Below are 23417 nucleotides of genomic sequence, written 5' to 3' on the forward strand. Positions count from 1 at the left end.
CCTGGAGGATGAATGAAGCCGATATTTCGGGTGATCGCGGATAAGGCCGATATCACCGCGCGTATCAACGACCGGTTGTTGCTGCTGCGCACGGTCGACAAGCCGGGAATGGAGTCCGACGAGTTCGAGTTGCGCATTGACGACCGCGACGGTGCCGTGGTGTTGCCGGAGCGGGGGGCGTCGGTCGAGATCCAGATAGGCTATGACGGGCGCGGGCTGACCCGGATTGGCATCTACACCGTGGACGAGGTGGAGTTATCCGGCCCGCCGGATACCATCGTCATCCGCGGCAAGGCCAGCAGCATGCGCGGCAGCGGCAAGACGATCCGCGACGGAGGCTGGGAGGGGGTGACGCTCGCGCGGATAGTGGCGGACATTGCCGCACGCAACGGCTGGCAGAGCGAGTGCCCGGTGCAGACGGTGGTTCCGCGTGTCGACCAGATTGGCGAATCGGATTTTAACCTGATCACGCGGCTGGCCAGACAGTACGGCTGCACGGCCAAGGTGGCGGCGGACAAGTTGCTTGTACTGCCTCGCGAAGGCGGGGAGCGAGCATCCGGCGCGCCACTGACGACCGTCACGCTGACCCGGCCGGAGATCACCCGGTTTCAGTTTCGGTTCAGTGACCGGGCCACGCAGAAGGCGGTCAAGGCGGCGTATCAGGACAAGACGACTGGCAAGCTGGAGGTGGTCGAGCTGGCGAATGCAGAGGCTCCGGCCGGGCTTCCGCCCGTGCATACCGACCGCCACATTCATCCGAACAAGAGCGCCGCTGAGCAGGCCGCCAAGGCGCGGTTGGCTGCGTTCAACCGCTCCACGGCTGGGGTGCGCCTGGAAATGCCAGGGCGAACGGATCTCTTCGCGGAACGAACAATAGTCGTCGCCGGCATCAAGTCGGGAATCGATGGTTCCTACCTGGTGGAGTCGGTGGAACAGGTATTTACCCAGGCTGGCTGGAGCACGACGGTTGAGTGCAACGCCGGCAAGAAGGGCAAGGCCAAGGCCGCCGGCAAGAAGAAACAGAAAAAGCCACTTCAGGTAGTGGCCATCGGGAAAGCATCGTGAAGGGCCCGCCGCCTGTATGAGCAGGCGGGCGGTTGGGTCACCAGTCCTCTGACCTGTACTCGTCGGGCAGGGACTGTTCCCGTTCCCAGCGTTGTTCGAAGTGGTCGACCAGCAGGGTCATAAGGGCGTCGCCGAGGAGGTCTTTTTCCTTCAGTTCGGCCAGCGCTTCAGCGCCGGTTAGTTGTTTCTCGGCGTACCGTTTAGCGATGTTCCTTACGCTCACTGTTCTCCTTCCTCTCTAGCTCGCGGTTCCTGGCGGGCTGCATTGTGCCATCAGAACCTATCCATTAGTACCCAAAGCCCGCGCATGCGGGCTTTTTCATTGGAGTTCGACATGCCTATCACTGAAAGCCAACTGCTGTACATCCTCCCTAGGTGCCGCCCGGTTGTTGGGGTCTTCCTGCCCGCGCTGAACCGCGCCATGTTGCAGTTCGATATCCAGGGCGGAGCCAGGCAAGCGGCGTTCCTTGCACAGGTCGGACATGAAAGCGCCCAGCTCACGCGGCTGGTAGAGAACCTGAATTACTCGGCGCAGGGGTTGGCGAATATCTGGCCGAGTCGATATCGCGGCGCCGACGGACGCCCAAACGCTTTGGCGTTGAACCTGGCCCGCCACCCCGAGGCCATAGCCAATAACACCTATGCCAACCGCAATGGCAACGGCGATGAGTCCAGCGGAGACGGCTGGCGGTTCCGCGGTCGAGGGTTGCTGCAAATCACCGGCCGTAAGAACTACCGGGCTGCCGGCGCCGGCCTCGGCCTGCCGCTGGAGGCTGAGCCCGAGTTGCTGGAGCAGCCCGAGCACGCGGCTAGGTCGAGCGCCTGGTGGTGGACGGCGAATGGGCTCAACGGTCTGGCCGACCGGGGCGATTTCGCTGCCATTACCCGCCGGATCAACGGCGGCATGAACGGCCAGGTGGAGCGCCTGGAGTTGTGGGAGCGGGCGACGAGGGTGCTGTCGTGATCTCCGCCCGTGCTTTATCGGTCGCGCTGGCCTGCCTGCTTCTGGTCGGCCTCGGCGCCGCCGGCGGTGTCTGGCTCGGCGCGCGACACTACCGGCCGCAGTTGGATGCCGCGAGCGCGGATCTGGCTGCCTGCCGTGCCTCCCGGGGAGAGTTGGAGTCCGCAGTGGCGGAGCAGGTCCGGCAGGTTGCCGCGCTGCGCGTGGCCGGCGAACAGCGGGCCCGGGATGCCGCGCTGGCTGTGGATCGGGGACGGCAGCAGGCCGCGGAGCAGTATGCCAAAGCCCAGCGCCTGGTACGTGAGCGAACCGCCGGTGAGCAGTGTGCGGCCGCCGAGGTGGTCATTGATCAGGAGCTAGGGCTTTCTGCCAGGCACTCCAGTGCGAACTGAACCGTGTACGGTGCAGCCCGGTAGAGTTGGTGGGACTCGTCGCGCAGATAGTTGCGGAAGCCTGGCCATGAAAGACCGAGCAATTCGGCTGCCTGCCGCTGACTTATGCCAGACCTATCGACCAGCCCGCGCAGGTAGCGCGGGTCAGGGTTGTGATTGGCTGAATCTGGTTTCATTCGTCACCAGAATGCAGGTCGTTCACTGCTGCGGCCTGGAATTGGAGCGCAACTGCGATGGCTGCATCGCGGTTGATCTTGGCGCCTCTTTCTTCCAGAACTTCCAGATGAGCAACGAAGTCATCCTCCGTCAGTTGCTCAAGATCATTCTCGCTTTCCAGTGCGTCAGTGGCGGCATCCCAGGCGTAGTAGCCGGCGATTTCCGGTGCGCTGGTCATAGCGCTTCCGTCATTGTTGATCGCTTCAATGATTTGCTCGATGGTCAGGATATTAGCAGCGAAGAATGCGGGGACTTTCGTGTGTCTCTCCTTGTTGGCGCCTCGCCGTTTGGCTGGCATGGGCTTAGAGTAATGGGTAACAACGTACACCACAACAACCGTTCGTCGGAGTTGACCATGCGTTCGATGATTTTGATTTTCGCGGTCGCGCTGGCGGGATGCGCCGGCCAGTTCGAGCCTGAGCCGCGCACGGTGCGCGTAGAAGTGCCCGTTGCCGTGCCGTGCCGAGTGCCGGCGGTAGAAGTGCCGGCATGGGCAGCGGCTGGGCTGCGGAAAGGCGACGACCTACAGACCAAGGTCCGCGCACTGCTCGCCGAGCGGCGGCAGCGGATCGGTTACGAGGCGCAACTGCTGGCGGCCAACAGGGCCTGTCAGGATTAGGAGTAGACTACGGCCTTTTCCTACGAGGGCAGGGCATGCTGGTCATTCGATTCAAGGGCTGGTCGGTGAAACTCGACCACCAGGTGGGTGGAGCAGGGAAGTTCGGCATCTGGTCGTTCCACGGCTCGGAGAGCAGCTACGTACCGGACATGGAGACGATTCTCCGGCATGCAGCTATTCGGCCGGCGGAGCCGAAGGAGGGCGCCGAGGTCGAGGTGCTCATCTGTGATTCGCGTATGCCGCAGGACGAATGGCGGGCGGTAGGGACCGGCGTCGCGGCTTATGAGGCCGAGCGCTGAGGCTCGATCAACTGCGGTCCCTGGTTTCGGACGTTCCCAACTGCTGGGTCGACTGCGTACCACCGGAATGACTCGCTCGGCTCGCCCTGGTGGAGCACGATCTGCTCCGCGCGCTCCGGTGTTGTCGCCGGGTCAATCCACTCCCGGGCCAGCTCGGGCGGCAGCACCACCGGTCTCCGGTCGTGAATATCGACCATACCGCCGGCGCTATCGGCGGTTATGATGACGAACCCGTGCTGCTCGGCCTGCTCATCTTCAAGCCCGGGGAACTGGCCGATCGCTGCGCACAAGACCGGAGAGCCGTCGGCGTGCTGGATGTGATACGGCTGTTTCCGCGCCCCGCCATCGGCCACCCATTCGAACCAGCCTGAAACGGGGCAAAGCGCGCGATGGCGCCAGGCTGCGCTGAAGAAGCGTCCATGCGCCACATTCTCGGCCCTGGCGTTGATCGGCGCTGCGCGATCCCTGGCCCAGCCTGGCCTCCATCCCCATTTGATCGCCTGGGCGACCAGCGCGTCCCCTTCGAGTCGGAGCGTTGTCACTTGGGTCGATGGCGCTACGTTGTAGCGCTGCGGCTGTTCTCCTACTAGGTTGGTTAGCATGTTCGGTAGGTTCAAGACCGACACGAATTCATGCAGGCCGGAGTATTGGCTGAGTCGTCCACACATCCAATTGCCCTCGCGTCAACTCCCTTCAGCATAGCCTCGGTTGCTACTACGCCCGTCCCGTGGCAGTCATCGCAGGTCTCCATCAAAGCAAAGTGGCTCCTACAGGTGCTGCATGGCCGCAGTTCGCATGCATCTAGCCGCTCCCGCCATAGTGCTGCGGCTGCGCTATCCCCGTCTTCTTCGGCCTGTTCGGCTAGATCTACCGCAAGGCGATATTCGTCAGGTTGGTCGAATGCCCGCCACTCTCTGCCGTGCCAGGTGCAACCGATCACCGTCAATGCGTAGGTTTGGCCGTTCGTACATGTCCAGCGTCGTCCCCTAATCTCGCCCCCATAAATGGTGTACTGGTGGAACATTGCTAGCTGTCCGCGCCTGTCGTATCGAATCAACCCGTCACTTAGCTCTGGCGCCGAAGACTTGAATGCGCCGCGGGCAATCTGGCCAACCTCGCGGCCGTTCAGCGCCACTTTGTACGTCCGATTGGGTTTGTACCATTGAGCGGCACGTTCCTCCTGGGCGTGCGAGAGTGCGCCGGTAACTAGGTCGTGCATATCGAGATAGTCAGACTGGCTGACATTGCCTGCCTGAAGGAGGTTGTCGGCAGCTCTGCGTAGCATTTCGCAGTGCCATTCAGGGGCGGTCATCAGGGCTTGTTTATCGCCTAGAGCGGCGTGCCAGAGGCCTGCGGAGTGGGGAGGGTGGATCACGGTTTGGGAGTTCTGAATACTGTTTGTTTGTACAGTATTCGAGAGATGCCCATTGTGCCAGGGCGTGCCGATGAACTGCGCTGAAAGCTAGTTTACTTTTCTATTCGTTGGGGCATCCAAGACTGACGAAGCCGACTTTGGGAGTGGGGGTGGACATGGCTAACCTCGGTAGGCGGGCGCGCTTGCTGGCGCCTCTGATCAAAAAGTGCGCAATTCTAGCGGCAGCGCCGCGGCTTTTCCAGTCTCCCGTGCAGCTCTTTTCCGGCCCTGGAAAAACTCTCCGCGGGCGCTCGGCAATCGGCTCCCCGGCCTTCTATCTATAGTCATAGCAGTCCGGGGCCTCGGCGCTTGCATCGCGGACGGCATGGGCGCAGCATTTGCCGAATTTTTCCGGGGGAAAGCGTTTCATGAGTGATGCAGCGACGCGTGCCGAGGAGACGTCGGAGGGGCATTCCAGCTCTGCCATCGGCCTGATGGTCGGGGCGGTTGGAGTCTGCTATGGGGATATCGGCACCAGTCCCTTGTATACCCTGAAAGAGGTCTTCATCGGCGGCTACGGGGTGCAGGCCAACCACGATGGCGTCCTTGGCGTGCTGTCGCTGATCTTCTGGTCGCTGGTCTGGGTCGTTTCCATCAAGTACGTGATCTTCGTCCTGCGTGCCGACAACCAGGGCGAGGGCGGGGTGATGGCGCTGTCGGCCCTGGCGCGCCGGGCGGCGGCGCCGTTCGGCAGGCTGCAGACCTTCGTGGTGGTTGCCGGCCTGATCGGCGCGGCGCTGTTCTACGGCGACAGCATGATCACCCCGGCGATCTCGGTACTGTCGGCGGTAGAAGGGCTGGAGATCGCCTTCGACGGCCTGGAGCACTGGACGGTACCGCTGGCGCTTATCGTGCTGATCGGCCTGTTCCTGATCCAGAAGCACGGCACCGCGCGGATCGGCATCCTGTTCGGCCCGGTCATGGTGCTCTGGTTCGGCGCCCTGGCGGCGCTGGGTGTCTACGGGGTGATCCAGCAGCCGGAAGTGCTGCGGGCGATGAACCCTGTATGGGCCGTGCGTTTCTTCGGCTCGCATCCCGGCATCGGTGTCGCCATCCTCGGCGCCACCGTACTGGCGCTGACCGGCGCCGAGGCGCTGTACGCCGACATGGGCCACTTCGGTCGCAAGCCGATCGCCCGTGCCTGGTTCCTGCTGGTGCTGCCGGCGCTGGTGCTGAACTACTTCGGCCAGGGCGCGACCATCCTTTCCAACGCCGAGGCGGCGCGCAACCCCTTCTACCTGCTGGCGCCCGGCTGGGCGCTGCTGCCGATGGTGGCGCTGTCCACCCTGGCCACGGTGATCGCCTCCCAAGCGGTGATCTCCGGCGCCTTCTCCCTGACCCGTCAGGCGATCCAGCTCGGCTACGTGCCGCGGATGACCATCCAGCACACTTCCAGCCACGAGCAGGGGCAGATCTACATCGGCGGGGTGAATTGGGCGCTGATGGTCGGCGTGGTCCTGCTGGTGCTCGGTTTCGAGTCCTCGGCGTCGCTGGCGGCGGCCTACGGCGTGGCGGTGACCGGAACCATGCTGATCACCACCCTGCTGATGGGCGTGGTGATCTGGCGCCTGTGGAAATGGCCGCTGTGGCTGGGCGTCCCGTTCTTCTGCGTGATGCTCGCGGTGGACAGCCTGTTCTTCGCCGCCAACCTGCCCAAGGTGATCCAGGGCGGCGCCTTCCCGGTCATCGCGGGTATCGTCATCTTCATCCTGATGTCCACCTGGAAGCGTGGCCGCCAACTGCTGGTGGAGCGTCTCGACGAGGGCTCTCTGCCGCTCTCGGTGTTCATTTCCAGCATGCGCGTGCAGCCGCCGCACCGGGTCCAGGGGACCGCGGTGTTCCTTACCGCGCGTACCGACGCGGTGCCTCACGCGCTGCTGCACAACCTGTTGCACAACCAGGTGCTGCACGAGCAGGTGGTGCTGCTCACCGTGGTCAACGAAGACAGCCCACGGGTTTCGCCGGATCGCCGTTTCGAGGTCGAGGCCTATGGCGACGGATTCTTCCGGGTGATCCTGCACTTCGGCTTCATGGAAGAGCCGGACATCCCGGCGGCCTTGCGCCTGTGCCATCTCAACGAACTGGACTTCAGCCCGATGCGCACCACCTACTTCCTCAGCCGGGAGACGGTGATTCCATCCAAGCGCATCGGCATGGCGCGCTGGCGCGAGGGGCTGTTCGCCTTCCTGCTGAAGAACGCCAACGGCAACCTGCGCTATTTCAACCTGCCGCTCAACCGGGTGATCGAGTTGGGAACCCAGGTCGAGATCTGATCCGTTCCGCTGCAAAAAAAGCGCGCCCGACTGGGCGCGTTTTTTTGCACGTTTCTCAGCGCCGTTGCGGCAGCATCCGTACCAGGGTGTTGTCGCGGCTGACGAAGTGATGGAAGAGCGCCGCGGCGGCGTGCAGGCCGATCAGGAAATAACCGGCGTTGCCGATGGTTTCGTGCCATTCCTTGATTTGCCCAGCGAGGTCGGGGTTCTTGTCGACCAGCGGCGGTAGCTCCAGGCCGAAGAACGGTATCGGCTTGCCGGCGGCGCTGAGGATCAGCCAGCCGGCGAAGGGTAGGCCGATCATCATCAAGTAGAGGGCGTAGTGCATCAGCCTGGCCAGCGTCGCCTGCCAGGCGGGGATGGCGGGCTCTATGCGCGGGGTAGGGCTGGCCAGGCGCACCAGCAGGCGCAACCAGACCAGCAGGAAAACGCTCAGGCCAAGCATGAAGTGCCATTGCTTGAGCAGTTCGCGGGTTTCGCTGCCCTTGGGGAAATTGCCCTTCAGTTCGATACAGGCGTAGACCCCGGCGATCAGCAGCAGGGTCAGCCAGTGCAGGGCAATGGTCAGGCTCCCATAACGGGATTCGGTGTTTTTCCAGCTCATCACGGTTCCTTCTCTTCGGCTCTCGGGAGCCCGCTCTGCGGCGGGTCGGCCGGTATTCTCGGCGGCTCCGCTGAAGCCAGCCTGAATGCCCCCGGCAGGCTCAGTCTAGCTGGCGTCGGCCGGGGACAAGAACGGCGGAGCGGGGAGAGCTTGATCGCGATCAGGCGTCGGGAGCGTTCTCGCGGTCGCGGATGGCCTGGAGCATCTTCTTCGCCAGGGACAGGTAGTCCTCGTCGAAGTGGTGGCCGCCCGGCAGTTCGAGCTTCTCGCCGACGGCCTGGGGTTGGGTACAGCCGCTTTCGTCCTTTTCTTCGGCGCCATAGATGCAGAACACCTTGGCCGCCGGCAACCTGGCCATTTCCGGGCCGGTGGCGGCTTCCTCGCCGGCCTTGCCCAGCCAGCCTTCCACTTCGATCTCGAAGCTGCCGGTCCGCGCCAGCGCCAGCAGCAGCATGGCTTTCACTTGTTGCTGGTCCTTTCCGGGCAGGCGGTTGTAGATCGCCGGCAGGATGTCGGCGCCGAACGAGTAGCCGGCCAGGACGAAACGTTTCGCGCCCCACTTCTCGCGGTAGTGTTGCATCAGCTTGGAGAGGTCGGCGGCGCTCTGTTCCGGGCTCTTGTGTTGCCAGTAGTAGCGCAGGGTGTCGATGCCGACCACCGGGTAGCCCATGCTCGCCATATGCTCGGCAGAGTCCTTGTCCAGGTCGCGCCAGCCGCCGTCGCCGGAATAGAACAGGGTGACGATGTCCGAGGGTTGCGCCGCGGGGACCTCGAGTACCGGCAGGGCCTCGGCGTTGCCTTGCAGTTGCAGGCGCAACTGATGGGCGAGCACGTCGGACAGCGGGGTGTCGTAGTCGCTGATGCTGGTTTCCGCGCTCGACTGCTTGCGGACGAAGACCGCGGTGTCGTCGTCCGGGTTGTCGTTCCAGGCCAGCAGCCACTGGCCGTGCGACGCCTGGTGCGGCAGCGGGGCGTCGCAGTCGCGCTCGGCCAGGGCAATGTCGAAGCCGACCGAGAGCGCCTTGGCCTTGTCGTCGTCCTGGCTGGCGAGCCAGCGCCAGGCGGTGGTCGAGCCTGGGCCGATGCCGGCGACCAGGTTCGGCTTGCCGCCGAGGCGGGCAATGACCGCTTCGAGCCGGGACTGCTGCGCCCTGCAATCGCTGTTTTCCGGGGGGAAGTACTGGATCACCCGGGCGGCGCTGTCGTGAGCCAGGTTCAGCATCTGGGCGTCGTTCAGTTGCTGTTCGGGGGCGGCGATCACCACCACCCGCGAGCGCGGCTTCTCGCCGGGTTCGGCAAGGGTGGCGTGGCCGCCGTCGTCGAGGTCCAGGGCTTCCAGTTTCGCCTGGGCCGCCGGTCGGCTCCAGAGCAGCAGGGCGGCACCGACGATCAGCACCAGGGCGGCGACCAGAAAACGGCGCCAGTGACGTTTCACGACAGACATATCAGCGTTTCACCAATCCAGTCAGGCCGCCGGCGATCAGCGCGGCGGTATCGGCCAGGGCCACCAGCGGGTCGAGCCCGGCTGGCACGGCCAGGTAGCGGGGTTCCCAGTCGGGCTGGAACTTGTCCTTGAAGCGTCGCAGCCCCTGGAAATTGTAGAACTGTTCGCCCCGCCGGAAGACCAGCGCGCCCAGGCGCTGGGTCAACGGCGCGCCGCGCCTTGGCTGGAGCCCGGCCAGCGGCACCATGCCGAGGCTGAAGCGCGCGTGGCCCTGGGCCTTGTAGTGGAGGATGAGGCCGAGCATGAGGAACTCCATGGTCAGCTTCGGCGCCTCCGGGTGCACGCGCATCAGGTCGAGGCTCGCCAGTTCGCGGCTGTCGGTTTCCAGCAGGTTGGCGAAGGCCACCGGCTTGCCCTGGTGGCGGACGATGGCGATGCGGAAGAAGTTCAGGTACGCCGGGGTGAAGCGGCCCAGGGAGAAGCCTTTCTCGCGCACCTGCTTGCCGCCCAGCCAGGCGTCCGATATCGCCTTCAGCTCGTCCAGCGGAGCCTGGCCCGGTTCATGGAACTCCAGGGCCAGGCCGTCGCGCTGGCCGCGGTTCCAGGTGTAGCGCAGGTCTTTCATTTCCTTGCCCTTGTTCTCCAGGTCGAAGCGCAGCAGGTCGACTCGCGCTTCTTCGCCGAGCTTGAGGGCGGTCAGGCCGATGTCCATGTAGAACGGCAGGTTCTCGGCACGCACCTGGTAGAACACCGGGCGGGCATGGTGCAGGTCGCAGAGGTCGCGGAACTGCCAGATCAGTTCGGCGCGCTGCATGGCCGGGCCGATCGGGTCGTACAGGGCGATCATGCTGCGACCGCGGCGGGCGTACATGAGGAAAGCGTCGTCGCTCTCATGGAAGAGCAGGGCCTTGTCGCCGGTCAGGGCCAGGCCGCCATCCGGCTGGTCCGAGTGGCGGATGATCCGCGCCGCGCGCTGCAGCTCTTCCGCGTTCGGCTCGCGGATCGCCGGCGGTGCCGCGCGCAGCAGCCAGCCAAGGGCCAGGGCCAGGAGCAGCAGGCAACTGCCGAGGGCGGCGCGCAGGGCGCGCGGGGCGTCGGCGTCCAGGGCGAACTGCCACCAGAGCTGGTTGCTGTAATGCACGTCCTGGTTGGCGAACAGCAGCAGCCAGACCGAGGCGCCGACCACGCAGATGCTGGCGCCTACATAGAGCGGCGAGAAGGGTACTTCCATCAGCCGGCTGGGACGGTAGAAGGAGCGGCGGAACATGGCGAGCAGCGCGGCGGTCAGGCTCAGCAGGCTGGCTTCTTCCCAGTCGAAGCCTTTCAGCAGCGAAAGCAGGGCGCCCACCAGCAACAGCACCAGGGTCAGGGCCCAGGCGGCCGACAGCCGTCGGCGCAAACCCTGCGCGAGCAGCAGGCAGAGCACGCCGATCAGGCTGGCGACCAGGTGCGAGGCATCGATCAGGCGATGTGGAATGAGGAAGCCGAGGTGCTCCAGGCGGGTGTCGATCGCCGGTGTGGCGCCGGAAAACAGCAGCACGACACCGGAGAGGAAGACCAGGATCGCCAGGATCGGTGCGGCGAAACCCGAGGCGACGCGGATCGCCTGGCGTGTCACCCACAACCGGCGTGCTTCGAGGAACAGCAACAACAGGCAGGCCAGCAGCAGCGGCAGCACCACGTAGATCAAGCGGTACAAGAGCAGGGCCGCGGCCAGCGGCGCGGCGCCCAGTTGGCCGGCGAACGCGGCCAGCAGCACCGCCTCGAACACCCCGACTCCGCCCGGTACGTGGCTGAGTACGCCGGCGGCCAGGGCGAGCAGGTAGACCAGCAGGAACGCCGCGAAGGGTGGGGTTTCCGGCAGCAACAGATAAAGGACGGTAGCGGCGGCGGCGACGTCGAGGGCGGTGATCAGCAGTTGCAGCAGCGACAGGCGCAGGCCTGGCAGGCGCAGGCTGCGGCGGCCGAGGCGGACCAGCAGGCTGTCGGGGGACGGCCGTTCTCCCGGCAGACGGTGCCGGGCCAGGAACGCCACCAGGCCGACAGCCAGCAACAGGACGGCGATCGCGATGACGGCGACCAGGGCGTGGGGCAGGTGCAGCGCCGACGCCGCATCGTCGAGATTGCAGAGTGCGGCGAGTGCCGCCAGCACCGGCAGTGCGCAGCCCAGGGAAAGGCTGGCAAATAGCGTCATCCGGGCAATTTCGGCAGCGCCGATGCCATGCCGGGAATACAGTCGGTAGCGTACGGAGCCGCCGGAAAGCAGCGACAGGCCTACCGCATTGCCGATGGCGAAGGCGCTGAAGCCGCCGGTGGCCAGGCTGCGCATGGGCAGCGTGACGCCAGCGAAGCGGCTGGCCGACCACTCGTAGCCGAGCAGGATGACGAAGCCGAGGGCGGTCGCGCTCAGGGCGCCGAGCAGCGCCGGCCTGGGCACGTCGGCGATGGCATCGTGGAGGGCGCCGGGATCGATCTCCCGTAGCAGGTGGTAGCAGGCCACCAGCGCCAGGCCGAACAGCAGCAAGGTGAAGACCAGGCCGATGGGCTGGCGGTAGGCGGTAATCCGATCGATCAGCCGGATGCGTTGTGGGGACGCGGGAGAGCTGGGTGGAGCGGGATGTTCTGGAACGGGAGCGTCGGTGCGCATCAGCCACCTCATGGGAATTTGCGCGACAGAGTATGGCCTCTCGGGCGAGTTCCCAAGTGGTCGCAGCAGATTTTTTCTGTGCGGGGCGGCGTCCTGTCACAGGGAGAAGACCGCCGGGTTTTGCAGGAGTTGCGTCGGCGAAGTGGCCGAAGGCCATTTGCTGGTATTCGTTCAGCGATGGTTCAGCTTGCCGTGGGCATAGTGGCGGCTTGCACTGTCCGACCATTTCCGAGGGGGGAAGGGTGACGATGATCCAGGCGGGCATTCATGTCGGCGCCGGAGTCGTGCTGGGCGTGGCCGCTGGATGGTGGCTGGGGGATTGGGAACAGTCGTTGCAGGTCAAGGATTCGGTGGCGCGGGTCGATTGCCTGTTGTACGGCGTCCTGCTGGTGGTGTTGCTCCGCCATGACGGTTGGTTGCGCCGCCTGGGCCAACTGGGCCTGGGGCTGTTCTGCGGTTCCCTGCTGGTCTATTCGGTGAATCCGGCAAGCCTGTTCGCTGCGAAAGAGTCCTGGAGCCTGGCGCGGATCTCCATGCGGGCCTTCGGTCCGCTGGTGATGCTGGTCGTGGGGATGGCCTGCGCGCGCCTGGCACACGAGTTGCGCTGACGCAGGCGTTGCGCTCACGCCGGAGTCAGGTGACGCGATTCCTCGCGGTATTCCTTCAACCAGCGCAGCACTTCCACGGCCTCCCAGCGAGAGGGGTCGTACAACGCATAGATCTCGCCCTGGTAGCCGACCACATCGAGCGGCCGGTGGAAGCCGGCGCGCTGGAACAGCGCCTCGATCTCGGCGAAGCAGGTGTTGAAGTGCACGCGGGTGAACGGCGTCTTGCCGTCGGTGACCAGGCCGTCCATCTGCAGTTCGTCCACTGCCTGGCGGATGTCGTCGAGTTCCATCCGGTTCACGCTGCGCTTCAATTGTTCGACGTTCAGCATCTGTCTGTCCTTTCCGTATCCGTTACCGAGCATTCATCGAAGGCTGAGCTGGCTGTACGAATATACAGTTAAATGTGCGATGATGCGAGCGAACGGAGGGCGAGGCGATGCAGTGGAACAGGAGGGGCGGAATGCAAAAAGCCCCGGCGCTATCGCTAGTGCCGGGGCTTTTCGAATGTGGTTGCGGGAGCTGGATTTGAACCAACGACCTTCGGGTTATGAGCCCGACGAGCTACCAGACTGCTCCATCCCGCGTCTGTGTGGGCGCATTCTACGGACTCTCGTCGGGCTGTCAATCGATTTTTCGAAAAAAGTGTTTTTTCTTCAAATGCTTAGCGCTTGCCCAATGTTAGAATTCAGCGCTCCGGGGCAGGCCCGGCGGGGCTTGTAGCGAGATTCCGGTGCGGAAAATCATCCATATAGACTGCGACTGTTTCTACGCCGCCCTCGAGATGCGCGACGACCCCAGCCTGCGCGGCAAGGCGCTGGCGGTTGGCGGTTCGCCGGACAAGCGCGGAGTGGTCGCCACTTGCAGCTACGAGGCGCGGGCCTATGGCGTGCGCTCGGCGATGGCCATGCGCACGGCGCTCAAGCTGTGTCCCGATCTGCTGGTGGTGCGCCCGCGTTTCGATGTCTACCGGGCGGTGTCGAAGCAGATCCATGCGATCTTCCGCGACTATACCGATCTGATCGAGCCGCTTTCGCTGGACGAGGCCTACCTGGACGTCAGCGCTTCGCCGCATTTCGCCGGTAGCGCCACGCGGATCGCCCAGGACATCCGCCGCCGGGTGGCCGAGGAACTGCACATCACCGTTTCGGCGGGCGTCGCGCCGAACAAGTTCCTGGCCAAGATCGCCAGCGACTGGCGCAAGCCGGACGGGCTGTTCGTGATTACCCCGGAGCAGGTCGACGGGTTCGTCGCCGAGTTGCCGGTGGCCAAGTTGCATGGCGTTGGCAAGGTCACGGCGGAGCGCCTGGCGCGGATGGGCATCCGCACCTGCGCCGACCTGCGCCAGGGCAGCAAGCTGAGCCTGGTGCGCGAGTTCGGCAGCTTCGGCGAACGCCTGTGGGGACTGGCCCATGGTATCGACGAGCGACCGGTGGAAGTCGACAGCCGGCGCCAGTCGGTGAGCGTCGAATGTACCTTCGATCGCGACCTGCCGGACCTGGCGGCTTGCCTGGAGGAACTGCCGACCCTGCTCGAGGAGCTGGACGGACGCCTGCAACGCCTGGATGGCAGTTATCGGCCGGACAAGCCGTTCGTGAAACTGAAGTTTCACGATTTCACCCAGACCACGGTGGAACAGTCCGGCGCCGGGCGCGACCTGGAGAGCTACCGGCAATTGCTCGGCCAGGCCTTTGCCCGTGGCAATCGTCCGGTGCGCCTGATCGGCGTCGGCGTGCGCCTGCTCGACCTGCAGGGCGCCCACGAACAACTCAGGTTGTTCTGATGCTCCTCATGGCCTCAACGAAGTCGCGAGGTTCCGCGGCGACGGCTCTTCCCCTACCGGCAAGGCGCTGAAACGGCCGAGATCCTGCAGCAGTTCCAGGCGTGCTGCACGGAGCGGGCCGCGTATGGCTTCCTGTTGTTCCACGTCGAGCGGGCGGTCGTCGCCATCGCTCACCGGACCGTGGTGACGGTCCGCGCCACGCAGTGGGAAGCTCACCTTGAAGCCTTCGCCCAGGTAGGCGATGCGCGTGGTATCGGCGCTCACCGCATAGTCGCGATGGTAGTCCGCTGCGAGCAGGTCCTGTCCCAGCGAGTAGTCGCGGGGCGGATTGCGTACGCCCAGCAGCGGCAGGAGCGTTGCGGGCAGGTCGATGTGGCTGGTGATGCCGCGGACGGCACGGGGCGCCTGTCCGGGAATGCTCAGCACGGCGACGGTGCCGGTCTGGTAGCGATTGAACTCGGTATTGTGGCCCCAGCGCGAGCGTTCCATGAACTCTTCCCCATGGTCGCCGAGCACCACTACCGCGGTGTTTTCCAGCAGGTGCTGGTTTTCCAGGTGCTGCAGCAGGCGGCCGATCTGTGTATCGACTTCGCGCACGGCATTCAGGTAGCGGTTCTTGATCAGCGGCATCTGCGCCTGGAAATCGGTGGTCAGGTAGTTGAAGTTGACCAGATAGGGGCGGATTTTCGCGGTCTCGTCGCGGAAGCTGTAGTTGGCGTGGCTCGACTCGAGGAACAGGCAGGCGAAGAACGGCCGGTCGGGTAGTCGGCGATCGACGAAGCGCAGCAGGTCGTCGGTGTTCCGGGCGTCGCGCTGCCAGGCAGGCTCCGGGCTATCCAGCACGTGCAGGTCCTGGGGGCGCAGGTTGACGAACACGCTGCGGTCGAAGGGCGGATAGCTGAAACGTTGCGCGGCATTGATCCGGAACTGGTAGTTCTGCTGCCTGAGTACCTCCATGAGCACCGGCGGCTGGCCGGCCTTCAGCACGGCGTCCCAGTAGCCGCCGTGCAGCCCGTAGAACATGCCGAAGACGCCCATCTGGGTCAGGTTGCCGCTGCTGTAGTGGTTGTCCAGGCGGATCGCCCGGTTGGAGAAGTCCCACAGCCTGGGCATGTAGCGCGGATCGAGCATGTCCCCGCGGAGCGACTCGGCGACGATCCAGACGATGTTCAATGGGTGCGCCGGGGCGCTGATCTCCAGCGGCCGGAGCGGATAGTGCAGGTCGCTCTGCTGCTGGAGCAGCTCGCGCTGGGTGGGCGTCGGCTGGATGCCCAGGCTTCGCGCCAGGCTGCGGACGGTCAATGGCAGGTACAGCGGATAGCGTTCGCTGGCCAGCAGGATCGGCCGGTAGTCGCGCAGGGAGCTGAACGCATAGGTCAGGCGTTCGCCCAGGGCCAGGCAGAGGAAGGCCGCCAACAGGTAGCGCCAGGCGCGCCGAGGGAGCGCGGGAAGGCGTTCGCGGCTGACCTGGCAGGCGCTGTACAGCAGCACCTGCAGACAGAGCAGGGCCAGGGCCGCCAGGCTTGCGCTGAGCAGGGTGCCGTCGCCGCTGCCGAGGCTGGAGAGGCCGCCGGGCGAGACCAGCAGGCCGATGCTGAAACCGTTGAGGTGGAATCCGTACAGGTCGTAGAGGGTGCGGTCGGCGTAGAGCAGTATCTGTACCGCCGCGCTGCCGACGATGGCCAGCACGCCTGCCAGCCACGGACTGAGGCGCACGGGAAGGCGATCATGGAAATGCAGGAGCAGTCGGCAGGCGAGGTACACCGGGACTATATAAAGGAAGGCGTAGCTCAGGCTGGCAGCGACGCTCCAGAGCGGCAGCCAGGCGTCGTCGAAGACGATCCCGTCCTGCAGGCGCAGCACCTGCCAGAGCACCACCAGCCACGACAACAGAAAGAAGCGGTTGAGTGTCTCGGTGCTGGGTGGGGCGAACATCAAGCGTCTCCGGGCGAGGATGCGGAAGCCTAGGGACGTGGTGGTCAAGCGGGAATGAAATGGATGTCAAAAAAATGTAAACGGGCGGCGCCGGGTAGCGCCGCTTCAGGCTTCAGTCGTGCTCGGGGACCAGGCGCAGCGGCTTGCCTTCGGCCGGCCACAGGCGCAGCTCGTCGGACGGCGAAATGTCCCAGTGCTGGACGCTCTGCAGCAGGGCCAGGAAGCGCCGTTCCTGCTCCATGATCTCCGCCGCGCACAGGCGGCGGGTGCTGCCGATGGCGCCGAACTGAAGGAGGTCGTCCTGCAGGGTGTAGCTGGCGAACCAGTGGTTGCAGCCGCCGTTGCCGAAGGCACGGCCCTGGCCGTCGAAGGTCAGGCTGATGTGGCTGTAGTCCATCGTCGGTTGTGCGCCGACCCAGTCGACCTGGTAGGCCTGCTCGGTTTCCAGGGTGGTCTCCTGGCTGGCGCAACCGCCCAGTACCAGGGCGGTGGAGGCGAAGAGGGCGAGAGAGGGTTTCATGGCGTTTCCTTTGCGCATTTCGTACGGGCGATAGTTCACAGACCGTCGGTCGGACGGAGCGTTCGCCCTACTGGCATTTCGGGCACAGGTGCTTGCCTTCGCGGCTGCTCCAGCCCAGTTCGTGAATGCGCTCTTCGGCGGCCGGCGCCAGGGCCTTGCGACCGAGACTGGCGTCCACGGCGAACTCGAAGTCGAGACGAGCCTGGCACTGGTCGCAGTCGACCTGCCAGGTATGGATCGCCAGTTCGCGGAATGCCGGGCCGCGGGCGACCGCCAGCCACTGGCCGGGTGGGTTGATCAGGTGGCGAACCTTTTCCACGGTCAGGCGCATGCTCAGGGTCTTGCTGCCCTTGAGGCTGACCAGCAGCACGTCGTCGGCCTTGATCGAGCCGCCGGTGCCGGTGACCTGGTAGCGCCCCGGGGAGAGCGCGCGGCATTCGTTGAGGGTGTATTGCGGGTTGAGCAGGGTGTAACGGAAATCGTGTTCAGCCATGGAGCCTCCAATCAGCCGCGCATGCTACCACGCCATCAGGCCCGGACCCGATTGCGTGGCGTCCCGTCCTGCCAGGCGGCGATGTTGTCCAGGGTGGTGTCGGCGATCGCCGCCAGGGCCTCGCGGGTAAGGAAGGCCTGGTGGGCGGTCACCACCACGTTGGGGAAGCTCAGCAGGCGTGCCAGCACGTCATCCTGCAGGGGCTGGTCGGAGCGATCCTCGAAGAAGATATCCGCTTCCTCTTCATAGACGTCCAGGCCGAGGTAGCCCAGTTGTCCGCTCTTCAGCGCCTCGATCAGCGCCGCGGCGTTCACCAGGGCGCCACGGCCGGTATTGATCAGCATCGCGCCGGGTTTCATCGTCGCCAGGCGCTGCGCGTCGATGAGGTGGCGGGTGTCGGCGGTCAGCGGGCAATGCAGGCTGACGATGTCGGACTCGGCGAGCAGGGCGTCGAGCGCCAGGTAGCGGCCGCCGAGCGCTTGGATGCGCGGATTGGGATAGGGATCGTAGGCCAGCAGCTCGCAGCCGAAGCCGGCCATGATGCGGGCGAAGGTCTCGCCGATCTGTCCGGTGCCGATCACTCCGACGCGTTTGCCGTGGAGGTCGAAGCCGGTCAGCCCATGCAGCGAGAAATCGCCCTCGCGGGTCCGGTTGTAGGCGCGGTGCAGGCGCCGGTTGAGCGTCAGGATCAGGCCGACCGCGTGCTCGGCGACAGCGTGCGGCGAATAGGCCGGGACGTGCACCACCGGCAGGCCGAGCGCTTCGGCGGCGGCCAGGTCGACGTGGTTGTAGCCGGCCGAGCGCAGGGCGACCAGGCGCGTGCCGCCGGCGGCCAGGCGTTCCAGCACCGGCCGCGAGAGGTCGTCGTTGACGAAGGCGCAGACTACTTCGAAGCCCTGGGCGAGGACCGCCGTGTCCGCCTGCAGGTGGGCCTGCTGGAAGTGCAGTTCGAAGCCGTGCCGGTGGTTGCTGGCCTGGAAGCTCTCGCTGTCGTAGGCCTGGGTGCTGAAGAACAGGATGCGCATGGTCAGAGTTCGCTGGAGTCGAGGCTGGTGGAGGAGAGGTGGGTGGTGGCCGAGGCAGTCTCGGCCAGGGCCTCGATGGCCTTGTCCAGCTCGTCCAGGGCCGCGGCCGCCGCCGGATCGTTCTGCTTGAGCAGGGTTTCGCTGGTCTGGCAGGCCGCGCGCAACTGCGGCACGCCACAGTAGCGGGTGGCGCCATGCAGCCGGTGGACCCTCTCGAGCAAAGCGGTGCGGTCGTCGTTGTCGCGGGCCTGGCGAATCGCCTGGCGGTCCGCCGCCAGCGAGGCCAGCAGCATCGCCAGCATGTCGGCGGCGAGGTCGGCCTTGCCGGCGGCCAGGCGCAGCCCTTCCTCGGGGTCGAGCACGCTCAACTGGCCGAGCTGCGGCGCACGGCTCATGCTGGCCAGCGACTGGCCCAGGCTCAGTCCCGTCCACTTCAGCACTACCTGGGCCAATTGCTGTTCGTCGATCGGCTTGGTCAGGTAGTCGTCCATGCCGGCCTGCAGCAATGCGCGCTTCTCGTTGGAAAGCGCATGTGCGGTGAGCGCGATCACCGGCACCGGGCTGACTTCCCGCTCGGCCTCCCAGCGGCGGATCGCCTCGGTGGCCTGGCGGCCGTCCATGCCGGGCATCTGCACGTCCATGAAGACCAGGTCGAAGCGCTCGCGCTGCACCACCTCGAGGGCTGCGTAGCCGCTGTCCACCGCGGTGACCTGGGCGCCGAGGTCGCTGAGCAGGGTCTGCACCAGCAGCAGGTTGGCCGGGTTGTCGTCGACGCAGAGCAGCCGTGGCGGCCGTCCGGAAACCATGGCGTGGGGCTTGTCGCTGCGCGTCGGGCGGACCTGCAGCAACTCCTGCAGCTTGCGTTGCAGCTTGCGGGTGCAGGCGGGCTTGGCCTCGACCTGTTCGTCGGGCAGGGTCGCGTGGTATTGCGCCTGCTCGGTGGTCGGGCAGAGCACCAGGGTCTTGCAGCCGAGCCGTTCGAATTCCCAGAACGACTGGCTCAGCTCTTCCGGCGGATGGATCGCGGCCGAGACGCCGAGCACCGCCAGGCTGATCGGCAACTGGCCGGGCGGCGGGTTGCGCAGGCTTTCCTGGAGGCTGTTGAGGTCGGCGAATTCGCTCACTTCCAGGCCGAAGTCGGTGAGCTGGTGGTGCAGCGAGCGGCGCGTCAGCTCCTGCGGTTCGAGCAGCGCCACGCGCTGGCCCGCGGCCCAGGAGGCGCCTGGCTCCTCGTTGTCGTCGCGACTTTTCGGCAGACTCAGGCTGATCCAGAATTCGGCACCTTCCCCAGGCGTACTGTCGACGCCGATCTCGCCGCCCATCTGCTCGATCAGGCGCTTGGAGATCACCAGGCCCAGGCCGGTGCCACCGGCTTGCCGCGACAGTGAGTTGTCGGCCTGGCTGAAGGCCTTGAACAAGGCTTGCTGGTCCTCCTCGGAGAGGCCGATACCGGTGTCCTGTACGCTGATCCGCAGCTGCGCGCGGTCGTCGCTTTCGTCCTCGAGCATGGCGCGTACGGCGACGGTGCCGCCCTGGGTGAACTTGATGGCGTTGCCGACCAGGTTGGTGAGGATCTGCTTCAGCCGCTGCGGGTCGCCCTGCAATTGGATCGGGGTATCCCGGTAGACCAGGCTGACCAGTTCCAGTTGCTTCTCGTGGGCGGCCGGAGCCAGCATGGTCAGGGCGTCCTGGATCAGGTCGCGGAGATTGAAGGGGAGGTTTTCCAGAACCAGCTTGCCGGCCTCGATCTTCGAGAAGTCGAGGATCTCGTTGATGATCCCCAGCAGGCTTTCCGCCGATTTCTGGATGGTCGTGAGGTAGTCCTGCTGGCGCGGGCTGAGCTCGCTCTTCTGCAGCAGGTTGGTGAAACCGAGGATGCCGTTGAGCGGGGTGCGGATCTCGTGGCTCATGTTGGCGAGGAACTCGGACTTGATCCTGCTCGCCTCCAGGGCCTCCTTGCGCGCCAGGTCCAGCTCGATGTTCTGGATCTCGATGGTTTCCAGGTTCTGGCGTACGTCCTCGGTGGCCTGGTCGATGTTGTGCTGCATTTCCTCCTGGGCGCTCTGCAGCGTTTCCGCCATGCGGTTGATGCCGGAGGCCAGTTCGTCCAGCTCGTTGCTGCCCATCGGTGGCAGGCGGGTTTCCATGCGGCCTTCCTTGAGCTGGGCGACGCCCTGGCTGATCAGTTCCAGCGGCGCGTTGATCGCGCGGCTCATGCGCAGGGCGAGGAGGGCGGTGACGCCGAGGCCGGCGGCGATCAGCAAGAGGCTGGTGAACAGGCTGCGATATCCGCGCAGCAGGGTCCCGTGGTGCGACAGTTCCAGTTCGACCCAGCCGAGTACGCGCTCGTCGTCAGGCTCGGTGGCGCCGGACAGGCTGTGGTGGCGGCCAAGAACCGGTAGCAGGAAGTGCGTGGTGTCCAGTTCGGTGGACATGCTCAGATGGCTGGCGTCGCCGGCCGGGGCGACGGTGAGCATGCTTGGCCCGGCATGGGCGAGGCGTTCCTGGCGGGCGTCGAGGAAGGTCACCGCGCGCACGTCCGGTTGGTCCAGCGCCTCGTTGGCGATGCGGTTGAGCACGGCGGTATCCTTTCGCGCCAGCGCGGTGGCGGCCAGCGGCGCCAGTTGTTCGGCGATCAGTTGCCCGCGCTCGATCAACTGGGCGCGCATGTCGGACAGCTGGACCCAGGTGAAGTAACCGCCAAGCACCATCGCCAGCAGGCTGGTGGGGAGCAGGGTGAGCAGCAGTACGCGCCCCTTGATGCCGAGATCCTTGAACACACGTCTCTCCGTCGAGCCAGATCGGGATGGCCGACGCTCCCCGGCCATACGTTTACCCCGCGCAGTTTAGCGGGTCGCGGAAGGGGAATCTGCACCGATGTGCGCAGCCCGGCGGATTCGGCTTGCGACGAAGCGGAAAGATCGTGAATACTGGCACGATTGCTAATCAATCTTATTTGGCTGCCATGTTCCCATCCCTGACGCCCGACCCCCGACTGCTGGCCATCGAGGACGATCCGACACTGGGCGCACATCTGTTCCAGCACCTCAATGGCAGCGGTTTCGAGGTGACCTGGTGCCGAGACGGGGAAGAGGGGTTGGCGGCTGCGCGCAGCGGCGCCTATGACCTGATCCTGATGGACATCATGCTGCCGGGGCGCGATGGCCTCGAGATTCTTCGCCAACTCCGCCAGGAGCAGGCGCTGCCGGTGATCCTGATGTCGGCCCTGGGCGCCGAGCAGGACCGCATCGCCGGGTTCAGCCAGGGCGCCGACGATTATCTGCCGAAGCCTTTCAGCCTGGCCGAGCTGCGGGTACGCATCGATGCCATCCTGCGCCGGATCGCCCTGGAGCGGGGGGGCGCGCCGGGCCGCTGCGCCGAACCGCTGGCGCGGCCCTCGCTGCAATTCTCTGCCGATGTCTGCGATGTCAGCCTTGGCGAGCGGTTCGCCGGCCTGACGCCGACCGAATACCGCCTGCTGGAAACCTTCCTCGCCGCGGAAGGCGAGACCCTGACCAAGGCCTTCCTTTACCAGCATGTCCTGCACCGCGGTCATACCCAGCATGATCGCAGCCTGGACATGCACGTCAGTCACCTGCGGCGCAAGCTGCAACGCCTCGGTTACGCCGGTCACCAGTTGCATACCGTCTGGGGCAAGGGTTACGTCCTGACACCGGCGCCATGATGCCCAACCGCCATTCGCTGTTCTGGCGCCTGGCCCTGGTGCTGGTGGCGTTCTTCCTGCTATCGGTATGGCTGTCCTGGACCTGGGGACGTAGTGCCGAACTGAAGGGTTACTACCTGTCCGCCGAAGCCCGCTCCGCCTTGGCGGATTATGCGCGGCGAGCCGAGCGTGCCTGGCTCGACGATGGCCGCGAGGGCATCGACCGTTGGCTGGCCGAGCCGCGCCAGCAGGCGCTGGACTGGGTGGTCGTGCTCGACGGACGGCTGCAATCGCTGGGCAGTCGTCCGCTCACCACGGAGGAAGCCGAGCGCCTGACTTTCCTGCGGGGCGTCGACTGGCCGATGAGTTCCCGCTCGCTGTCGCGGCCATTCATCAACCTGCGCTTCCCCGAACATCCGGAGCAAGGCAGGGTGGTCCTGCGTCTTCCCGCCGAGTTCGTCCCTCCCGGCTTGTCGCCGGCCAAGCGCCTGGTCACCCACGGCCTGGTGCCGGCCGGGCTGGCCCTGCTGCTGGGAGTGTTGCTGTATCGGCGCTGGGTAGTGCCGCTGGGACGCCTGCGAGCGCAGGCCAATGCCCTGCGCGGCAACGACCTGACGGCGCGTACGCAGGCAGAGATCAGCCGGCGCAGCGACGAGCTGGGCGATCTGGGGCGGGCGTTCGACCATATGGCCGAGCGACTCGACGAGCACATGGTGTTGCAGCGCCAACTGCTCCGCGATCTCTCCCACGAGCTGCGCACGCCGCTGGCGCGCCTGCAGGTGGCGGCAGAGGGCACGCTGTCCGCGCAGCTCCTGCGCGAGCGCCTGGAGCAGGAGGTACAGGGCATGCAGCAACTGGTGGACAACACCCTGGAGCTGGCCTGGATGGACACCGAACGCCCGGTATTGGCGCTGGAGGACATTTCCATCCCGGCGTTATGGGACCTGCTGGTGGAGAACGCACGCTTCGAAAGCGGCTGGGCCGCCGAGCGGTTCCGCAGCGATCTGCCCGAGGATTGTGTCGTGCGTGGCAACCTCAATGCACTTGCCCAGGCCCTGGAGAACCTGCTGCGCAACGCCATCCGGCATTCGCCGGAGGGCGGCGTGATCCGCCTGCATGGTCGGCGCGAAGGAAGTTGCTGGTGGCTTTGCCTGGAAGACCAAGGCGAGGGTGTGGCCGAGCACCAGTTGGAGACCATCTTCCGCCCGTTCACCCGACTGTCTTCGGCACGTACCGGCAAGGGCTTCGGCCTGGGACTGAGCATTGCCCGTCGCGCCGTGGTGCTCCAGGGCGGCCGCCTATGGGCGGAAGCCGCCGATCCGGGGCTGCGCCTGTGCCTGGTGCTGCCTTCTGCCTAGCGAGGCGCAGGTGCCTTTACATTTTACCTAGATGTAAATGATCTTTACTCTCCTTTGTGAATGATTATCATCCGTGCCGATCTCCTCGGCCGGCCTTGTT

General features: G+C 65.5%; 23 protein-coding genes and 1 tRNA gene. 10 read left to right on the forward strand and 14 right to left on the reverse strand.

What is annotated here, in order from left to right:
- Nucleotides 1-12: 12 nt before the first annotated feature.
- Entirely contained in the window at nt 13-1065 is a 1053-nt protein-coding gene (locus tag VQ065_RS08800) for a phage late control D family protein (protein WP_031691696.1), read from the forward strand.
- Nucleotides 1066-1102: 37 nt separating this feature from the next.
- Here the strand turns inward: VQ065_RS08800 and VQ065_RS08805 are convergent, their stop codons facing one another.
- Nucleotides 1103-1288: a hypothetical protein gene (locus VQ065_RS08805; RefSeq protein WP_014603877.1), complete on the reverse strand. Its 186-nt coding sequence runs from the start codon at nt 1286-1288 to the stop codon at nt 1103-1105.
- A 111-nt stretch (nt 1289-1399) separates the two neighbouring features.
- Here VQ065_RS08805 and VQ065_RS08810 point away from each other — a divergent pair, with 111 nt between their 5' ends.
- Both VQ065_RS08810 and VQ065_RS08815 read left to right on the forward strand, forming a co-directional pair.
- A complete protein-coding gene (locus VQ065_RS08810; protein WP_031691695.1) occupies nt 1400-2029 on the forward strand; it encodes a glycoside hydrolase family 19 protein in 630 nt (209 codons plus the stop codon).
- Nucleotides 2026-2418: a hypothetical protein gene (locus VQ065_RS08815; protein ID WP_031691694.1), complete on the forward strand. Its 393-nt coding sequence runs from the start codon at nt 2026-2028 to the stop codon at nt 2416-2418. Before VQ065_RS08810 ends, VQ065_RS08815 begins: the two co-directional genes overlap by 4 nt.
- Here the strand turns inward: VQ065_RS08815 and VQ065_RS08820 are convergent.
- On the reverse strand, nt 2376-2594 hold the full coding sequence (locus tag VQ065_RS08820) for a transcriptional regulator (protein ID WP_031691693.1): 219 nt from the start codon (nt 2592-2594) through the stop codon (nt 2376-2378). The genes VQ065_RS08815 and VQ065_RS08820 overlap by 43 nt on opposite strands.
- Nucleotides 2591-2962, reverse strand: a complete 372-nt coding sequence (locus VQ065_RS08825) for a hypothetical protein (protein WP_152993137.1) — start codon at nt 2960-2962, stop codon at nt 2591-2593. Before VQ065_RS08825 ends, VQ065_RS08820 begins: the two co-directional genes overlap by 4 nt.
- 27 nt (nt 2963-2989) lie before the next feature.
- Between VQ065_RS08825 and VQ065_RS08830 the strand changes: the two genes are divergently transcribed.
- Entirely contained in the window at nt 2990-3253 is a 264-nt protein-coding gene (locus VQ065_RS08830) for a hypothetical protein (RefSeq protein WP_031691691.1), read from the forward strand.
- 35 nt (nt 3254-3288) lie between these two features.
- On the forward strand, nt 3289-3552 hold the full coding sequence (locus tag VQ065_RS08835) for a hypothetical protein (protein ID WP_031691690.1): 264 nt from the start codon (nt 3289-3291) through the stop codon (nt 3550-3552).
- Here the strand turns inward: VQ065_RS08835 and VQ065_RS08840 are convergent.
- Nucleotides 3534-4220 (reverse strand): SOS response-associated peptidase, encoded by a 687-nt coding sequence (locus tag VQ065_RS08840; RefSeq protein ID WP_031691689.1) that lies wholly within the window; start codon nt 4218-4220, stop codon nt 3534-3536. The genes VQ065_RS08835 and VQ065_RS08840 overlap by 19 nt on opposite strands.
- Before the next feature lie 1114 nt (nt 4221-5334).
- Here VQ065_RS08840 and VQ065_RS08845 point away from each other — a divergent pair.
- Nucleotides 5335-7239 carry a potassium transporter Kup gene (locus VQ065_RS08845; RefSeq protein WP_340080390.1) on the forward strand — a complete coding sequence of 635 codons (1905 nt, stop codon included), beginning with the start codon at nt 5335-5337 and terminating at the stop codon, nt 7237-7239.
- A gap of 55 nt (nt 7240-7294) precedes the next feature.
- Here VQ065_RS08845 and VQ065_RS08850 read toward each other — a convergent pair whose 3' ends face one another.
- From VQ065_RS08850 to mprF, 3 genes are all read right to left on the reverse strand, one after another.
- On the reverse strand, nt 7295-7843 hold the full coding sequence (locus tag VQ065_RS08850) for a cytochrome b (protein ID WP_003086007.1): 549 nt from the start codon (nt 7841-7843) through the stop codon (nt 7295-7297).
- Between the two features lie 160 nt (nt 7844-8003).
- Complete coding sequence (locus VQ065_RS08855; RefSeq protein WP_014603631.1) at nt 8004-9287, reverse strand: virulence factor family protein; 1284 nt, start codon at nt 9285-9287, stop codon at nt 8004-8006.
- A 1-nt stretch (nt 9288) separates the two neighbouring features.
- Nucleotides 9289-11934 (reverse strand): bifunctional lysylphosphatidylglycerol flippase/synthetase MprF, encoded by a 2646-nt coding sequence (mprF, locus tag VQ065_RS08860; RefSeq protein WP_003086011.1) that lies wholly within the window; start codon nt 11932-11934, stop codon nt 9289-9291.
- Between the two features lie 248 nt (nt 11935-12182).
- On the opposite strand from mprF, the gene VQ065_RS08865 reads away from it, so the two are divergent.
- A complete protein-coding gene (locus VQ065_RS08865) occupies nt 12183-12542 on the forward strand; it encodes a hypothetical protein (RefSeq protein WP_003086013.1) in 360 nt (119 codons plus the stop codon).
- Nucleotides 12543-12556: 14 nt separating this feature from the next.
- On the opposite strand, the gene VQ065_RS08870 is transcribed toward VQ065_RS08865, so the two are convergent.
- Together VQ065_RS08870 and VQ065_RS08875 are read right to left on the reverse strand one after the other, a co-directional pair.
- Nucleotides 12557-12871 carry a hypothetical protein gene (locus VQ065_RS08870; RefSeq protein ID WP_003086015.1) on the reverse strand — a complete coding sequence of 105 codons (315 nt, stop codon included), beginning with the start codon at nt 12869-12871 and terminating at the stop codon, nt 12557-12559.
- Between the two features lie 178 nt (nt 12872-13049).
- Nucleotides 13050-13126 (reverse strand) — tRNA-Met (locus VQ065_RS08875).
- A 146-nt stretch (nt 13127-13272) separates the two neighbouring features.
- Between VQ065_RS08875 and dinB the strand changes: the two genes are divergently transcribed.
- Nucleotides 13273-14322: a DNA polymerase IV gene (dinB, locus tag VQ065_RS08880; RefSeq protein ID WP_003086018.1), complete on the forward strand. Its 1050-nt coding sequence runs from the start codon at nt 13273-13275 to the stop codon at nt 14320-14322.
- 6 nt (nt 14323-14328) lie between these two features.
- Here dinB and VQ065_RS08885 read toward each other — a convergent pair whose 3' ends face one another.
- The 5 genes from VQ065_RS08885 to gacS all read right to left on the reverse strand — a co-directional run bounded on the left by VQ065_RS08885 (nt 14329) and on the right by gacS (nt 21075).
- Nucleotides 14329-16257, reverse strand: coding sequence for a sulfatase-like hydrolase/transferase (locus VQ065_RS08885; RefSeq protein WP_003086020.1), 1929 nt, complete (start codon nt 16255-16257; stop codon nt 14329-14331).
- A gap of 112 nt (nt 16258-16369) precedes the next feature.
- Complete coding sequence (locus VQ065_RS08890) at nt 16370-16777, reverse strand: META domain-containing protein (RefSeq protein WP_003086021.1); 408 nt, start codon at nt 16775-16777, stop codon at nt 16370-16372.
- A gap of 67 nt (nt 16778-16844) precedes the next feature.
- Nucleotides 16845-17270, reverse strand: a complete 426-nt coding sequence (locus VQ065_RS08895; protein ID WP_003086023.1) for a hypothetical protein — start codon at nt 17268-17270, stop codon at nt 16845-16847.
- Between the two features lie 35 nt (nt 17271-17305).
- Nucleotides 17306-18295: a 2-hydroxyacid dehydrogenase gene (locus VQ065_RS08900; RefSeq protein WP_003086027.1), complete on the reverse strand. Its 990-nt coding sequence runs from the start codon at nt 18293-18295 to the stop codon at nt 17306-17308.
- 2 nt (nt 18296-18297) lie between these two features.
- Nucleotides 18298-21075 carry a two-component system sensor histidine kinase GacS gene (gacS, locus tag VQ065_RS08905; RefSeq protein ID WP_003086029.1) on the reverse strand — a complete coding sequence of 926 codons (2778 nt, stop codon included), beginning with the start codon at nt 21073-21075 and terminating at the stop codon, nt 18298-18300.
- Nucleotides 21076-21260: 185 nt separating this feature from the next.
- Here gacS and pirR point away from each other — a divergent pair, with 185 nt between their 5' ends.
- Both pirR and pirS read left to right on the forward strand, forming a co-directional pair.
- Nucleotides 21261-21980, forward strand: coding sequence for a response regulator transcription factor PirR (gene pirR / locus VQ065_RS08910; RefSeq protein WP_003109933.1), 720 nt, complete (start codon nt 21261-21263; stop codon nt 21978-21980).
- Nucleotides 21980-23317, forward strand: coding sequence for a sensor histidine kinase PirS (pirS, locus tag VQ065_RS08915; protein WP_003140795.1), 1338 nt, complete (start codon nt 21980-21982; stop codon nt 23315-23317). The genes pirR and pirS overlap by 1 nt, the downstream gene beginning before the upstream one ends.
- Nucleotides 23318-23417: the final 100 nt, after the last annotated feature.

This window comes from Pseudomonas sp. KBN10P06128, from assembly GCF_037574945.1.
Lineage (GTDB): Bacteria > Pseudomonadota > Gammaproteobacteria > Pseudomonadales > Pseudomonadaceae > Pseudomonas > Pseudomonas aeruginosa.

Coding starts and splice junctions, on each gene's coding strand:
- VQ065_RS08870 (WP_003086015.1), bottom strand. CDS start 12,871: ATGCTGAACGTCGAACAATTGAAGCGCAGCGTGAACCGGATGGAACTC.
- VQ065_RS08835 (WP_031691690.1), top strand. CDS start 3,289: ATGCTGGTCATTCGATTCAAGGGCTGGTCGGTGAAACTCGACCACCAG.
- VQ065_RS08885 (WP_003086020.1), bottom strand. CDS start 16,257: ATGTTCGCCCCACCCAGCACCGAGACACTCAACCGCTTCTTTCTGTTG.
- VQ065_RS08800 (WP_031691696.1), top strand. CDS start 13: ATGAAGCCGATATTTCGGGTGATCGCGGATAAGGCCGATATCACCGCG.
- VQ065_RS08820 (WP_031691693.1), bottom strand. CDS start 2,594: ATGAAACCAGATTCAGCCAATCACAACCCTGACCCGCGCTACCTGCGC.
- VQ065_RS08850 (WP_003086007.1), bottom strand. CDS start 7,843: ATGAGCTGGAAAAACACCGAATCCCGTTATGGGAGCCTGACCATTGCC.
- VQ065_RS08840 (WP_031691689.1), bottom strand. CDS start 4,220: ATGTGTGGACGACTCAGCCAATACTCCGGCCTGCATGAATTCGTGTCG.
- VQ065_RS08895 (WP_003086023.1), bottom strand. CDS start 17,270: ATGGCTGAACACGATTTCCGTTACACCCTGCTCAACCCGCAATACACC.
- VQ065_RS08865 (WP_003086013.1), top strand. CDS start 12,183: ATGATCCAGGCGGGCATTCATGTCGGCGCCGGAGTCGTGCTGGGCGTG.
- VQ065_RS08845 (WP_340080390.1), top strand. CDS start 5,335: ATGAGTGATGCAGCGACGCGTGCCGAGGAGACGTCGGAGGGGCATTCC.
- VQ065_RS08900 (WP_003086027.1), bottom strand. CDS start 18,295: ATGCGCATCCTGTTCTTCAGCACCCAGGCCTACGACAGCGAGAGCTTC.
- pirR (WP_003109933.1), top strand. CDS start 21,261: ATGTTCCCATCCCTGACGCCCGACCCCCGACTGCTGGCCATCGAGGAC.
- pirS (WP_003140795.1), top strand. CDS start 21,980: ATGCCCAACCGCCATTCGCTGTTCTGGCGCCTGGCCCTGGTGCTGGTG.
- VQ065_RS08830 (WP_031691691.1), top strand. CDS start 2,990: ATGCGTTCGATGATTTTGATTTTCGCGGTCGCGCTGGCGGGATGCGCC.
- VQ065_RS08890 (WP_003086021.1), bottom strand. CDS start 16,777: ATGAAACCCTCTCTCGCCCTCTTCGCCTCCACCGCCCTGGTACTGGGC.
- VQ065_RS08810 (WP_031691695.1), top strand. CDS start 1,400: ATGCCTATCACTGAAAGCCAACTGCTGTACATCCTCCCTAGGTGCCGC.
- mprF (WP_003086011.1), bottom strand. CDS start 11,934: ATGCGCACCGACGCTCCCGTTCCAGAACATCCCGCTCCACCCAGCTCT.
- VQ065_RS08855 (WP_014603631.1), bottom strand. CDS start 9,287: ATGTCTGTCGTGAAACGTCACTGGCGCCGTTTTCTGGTCGCCGCCCTG.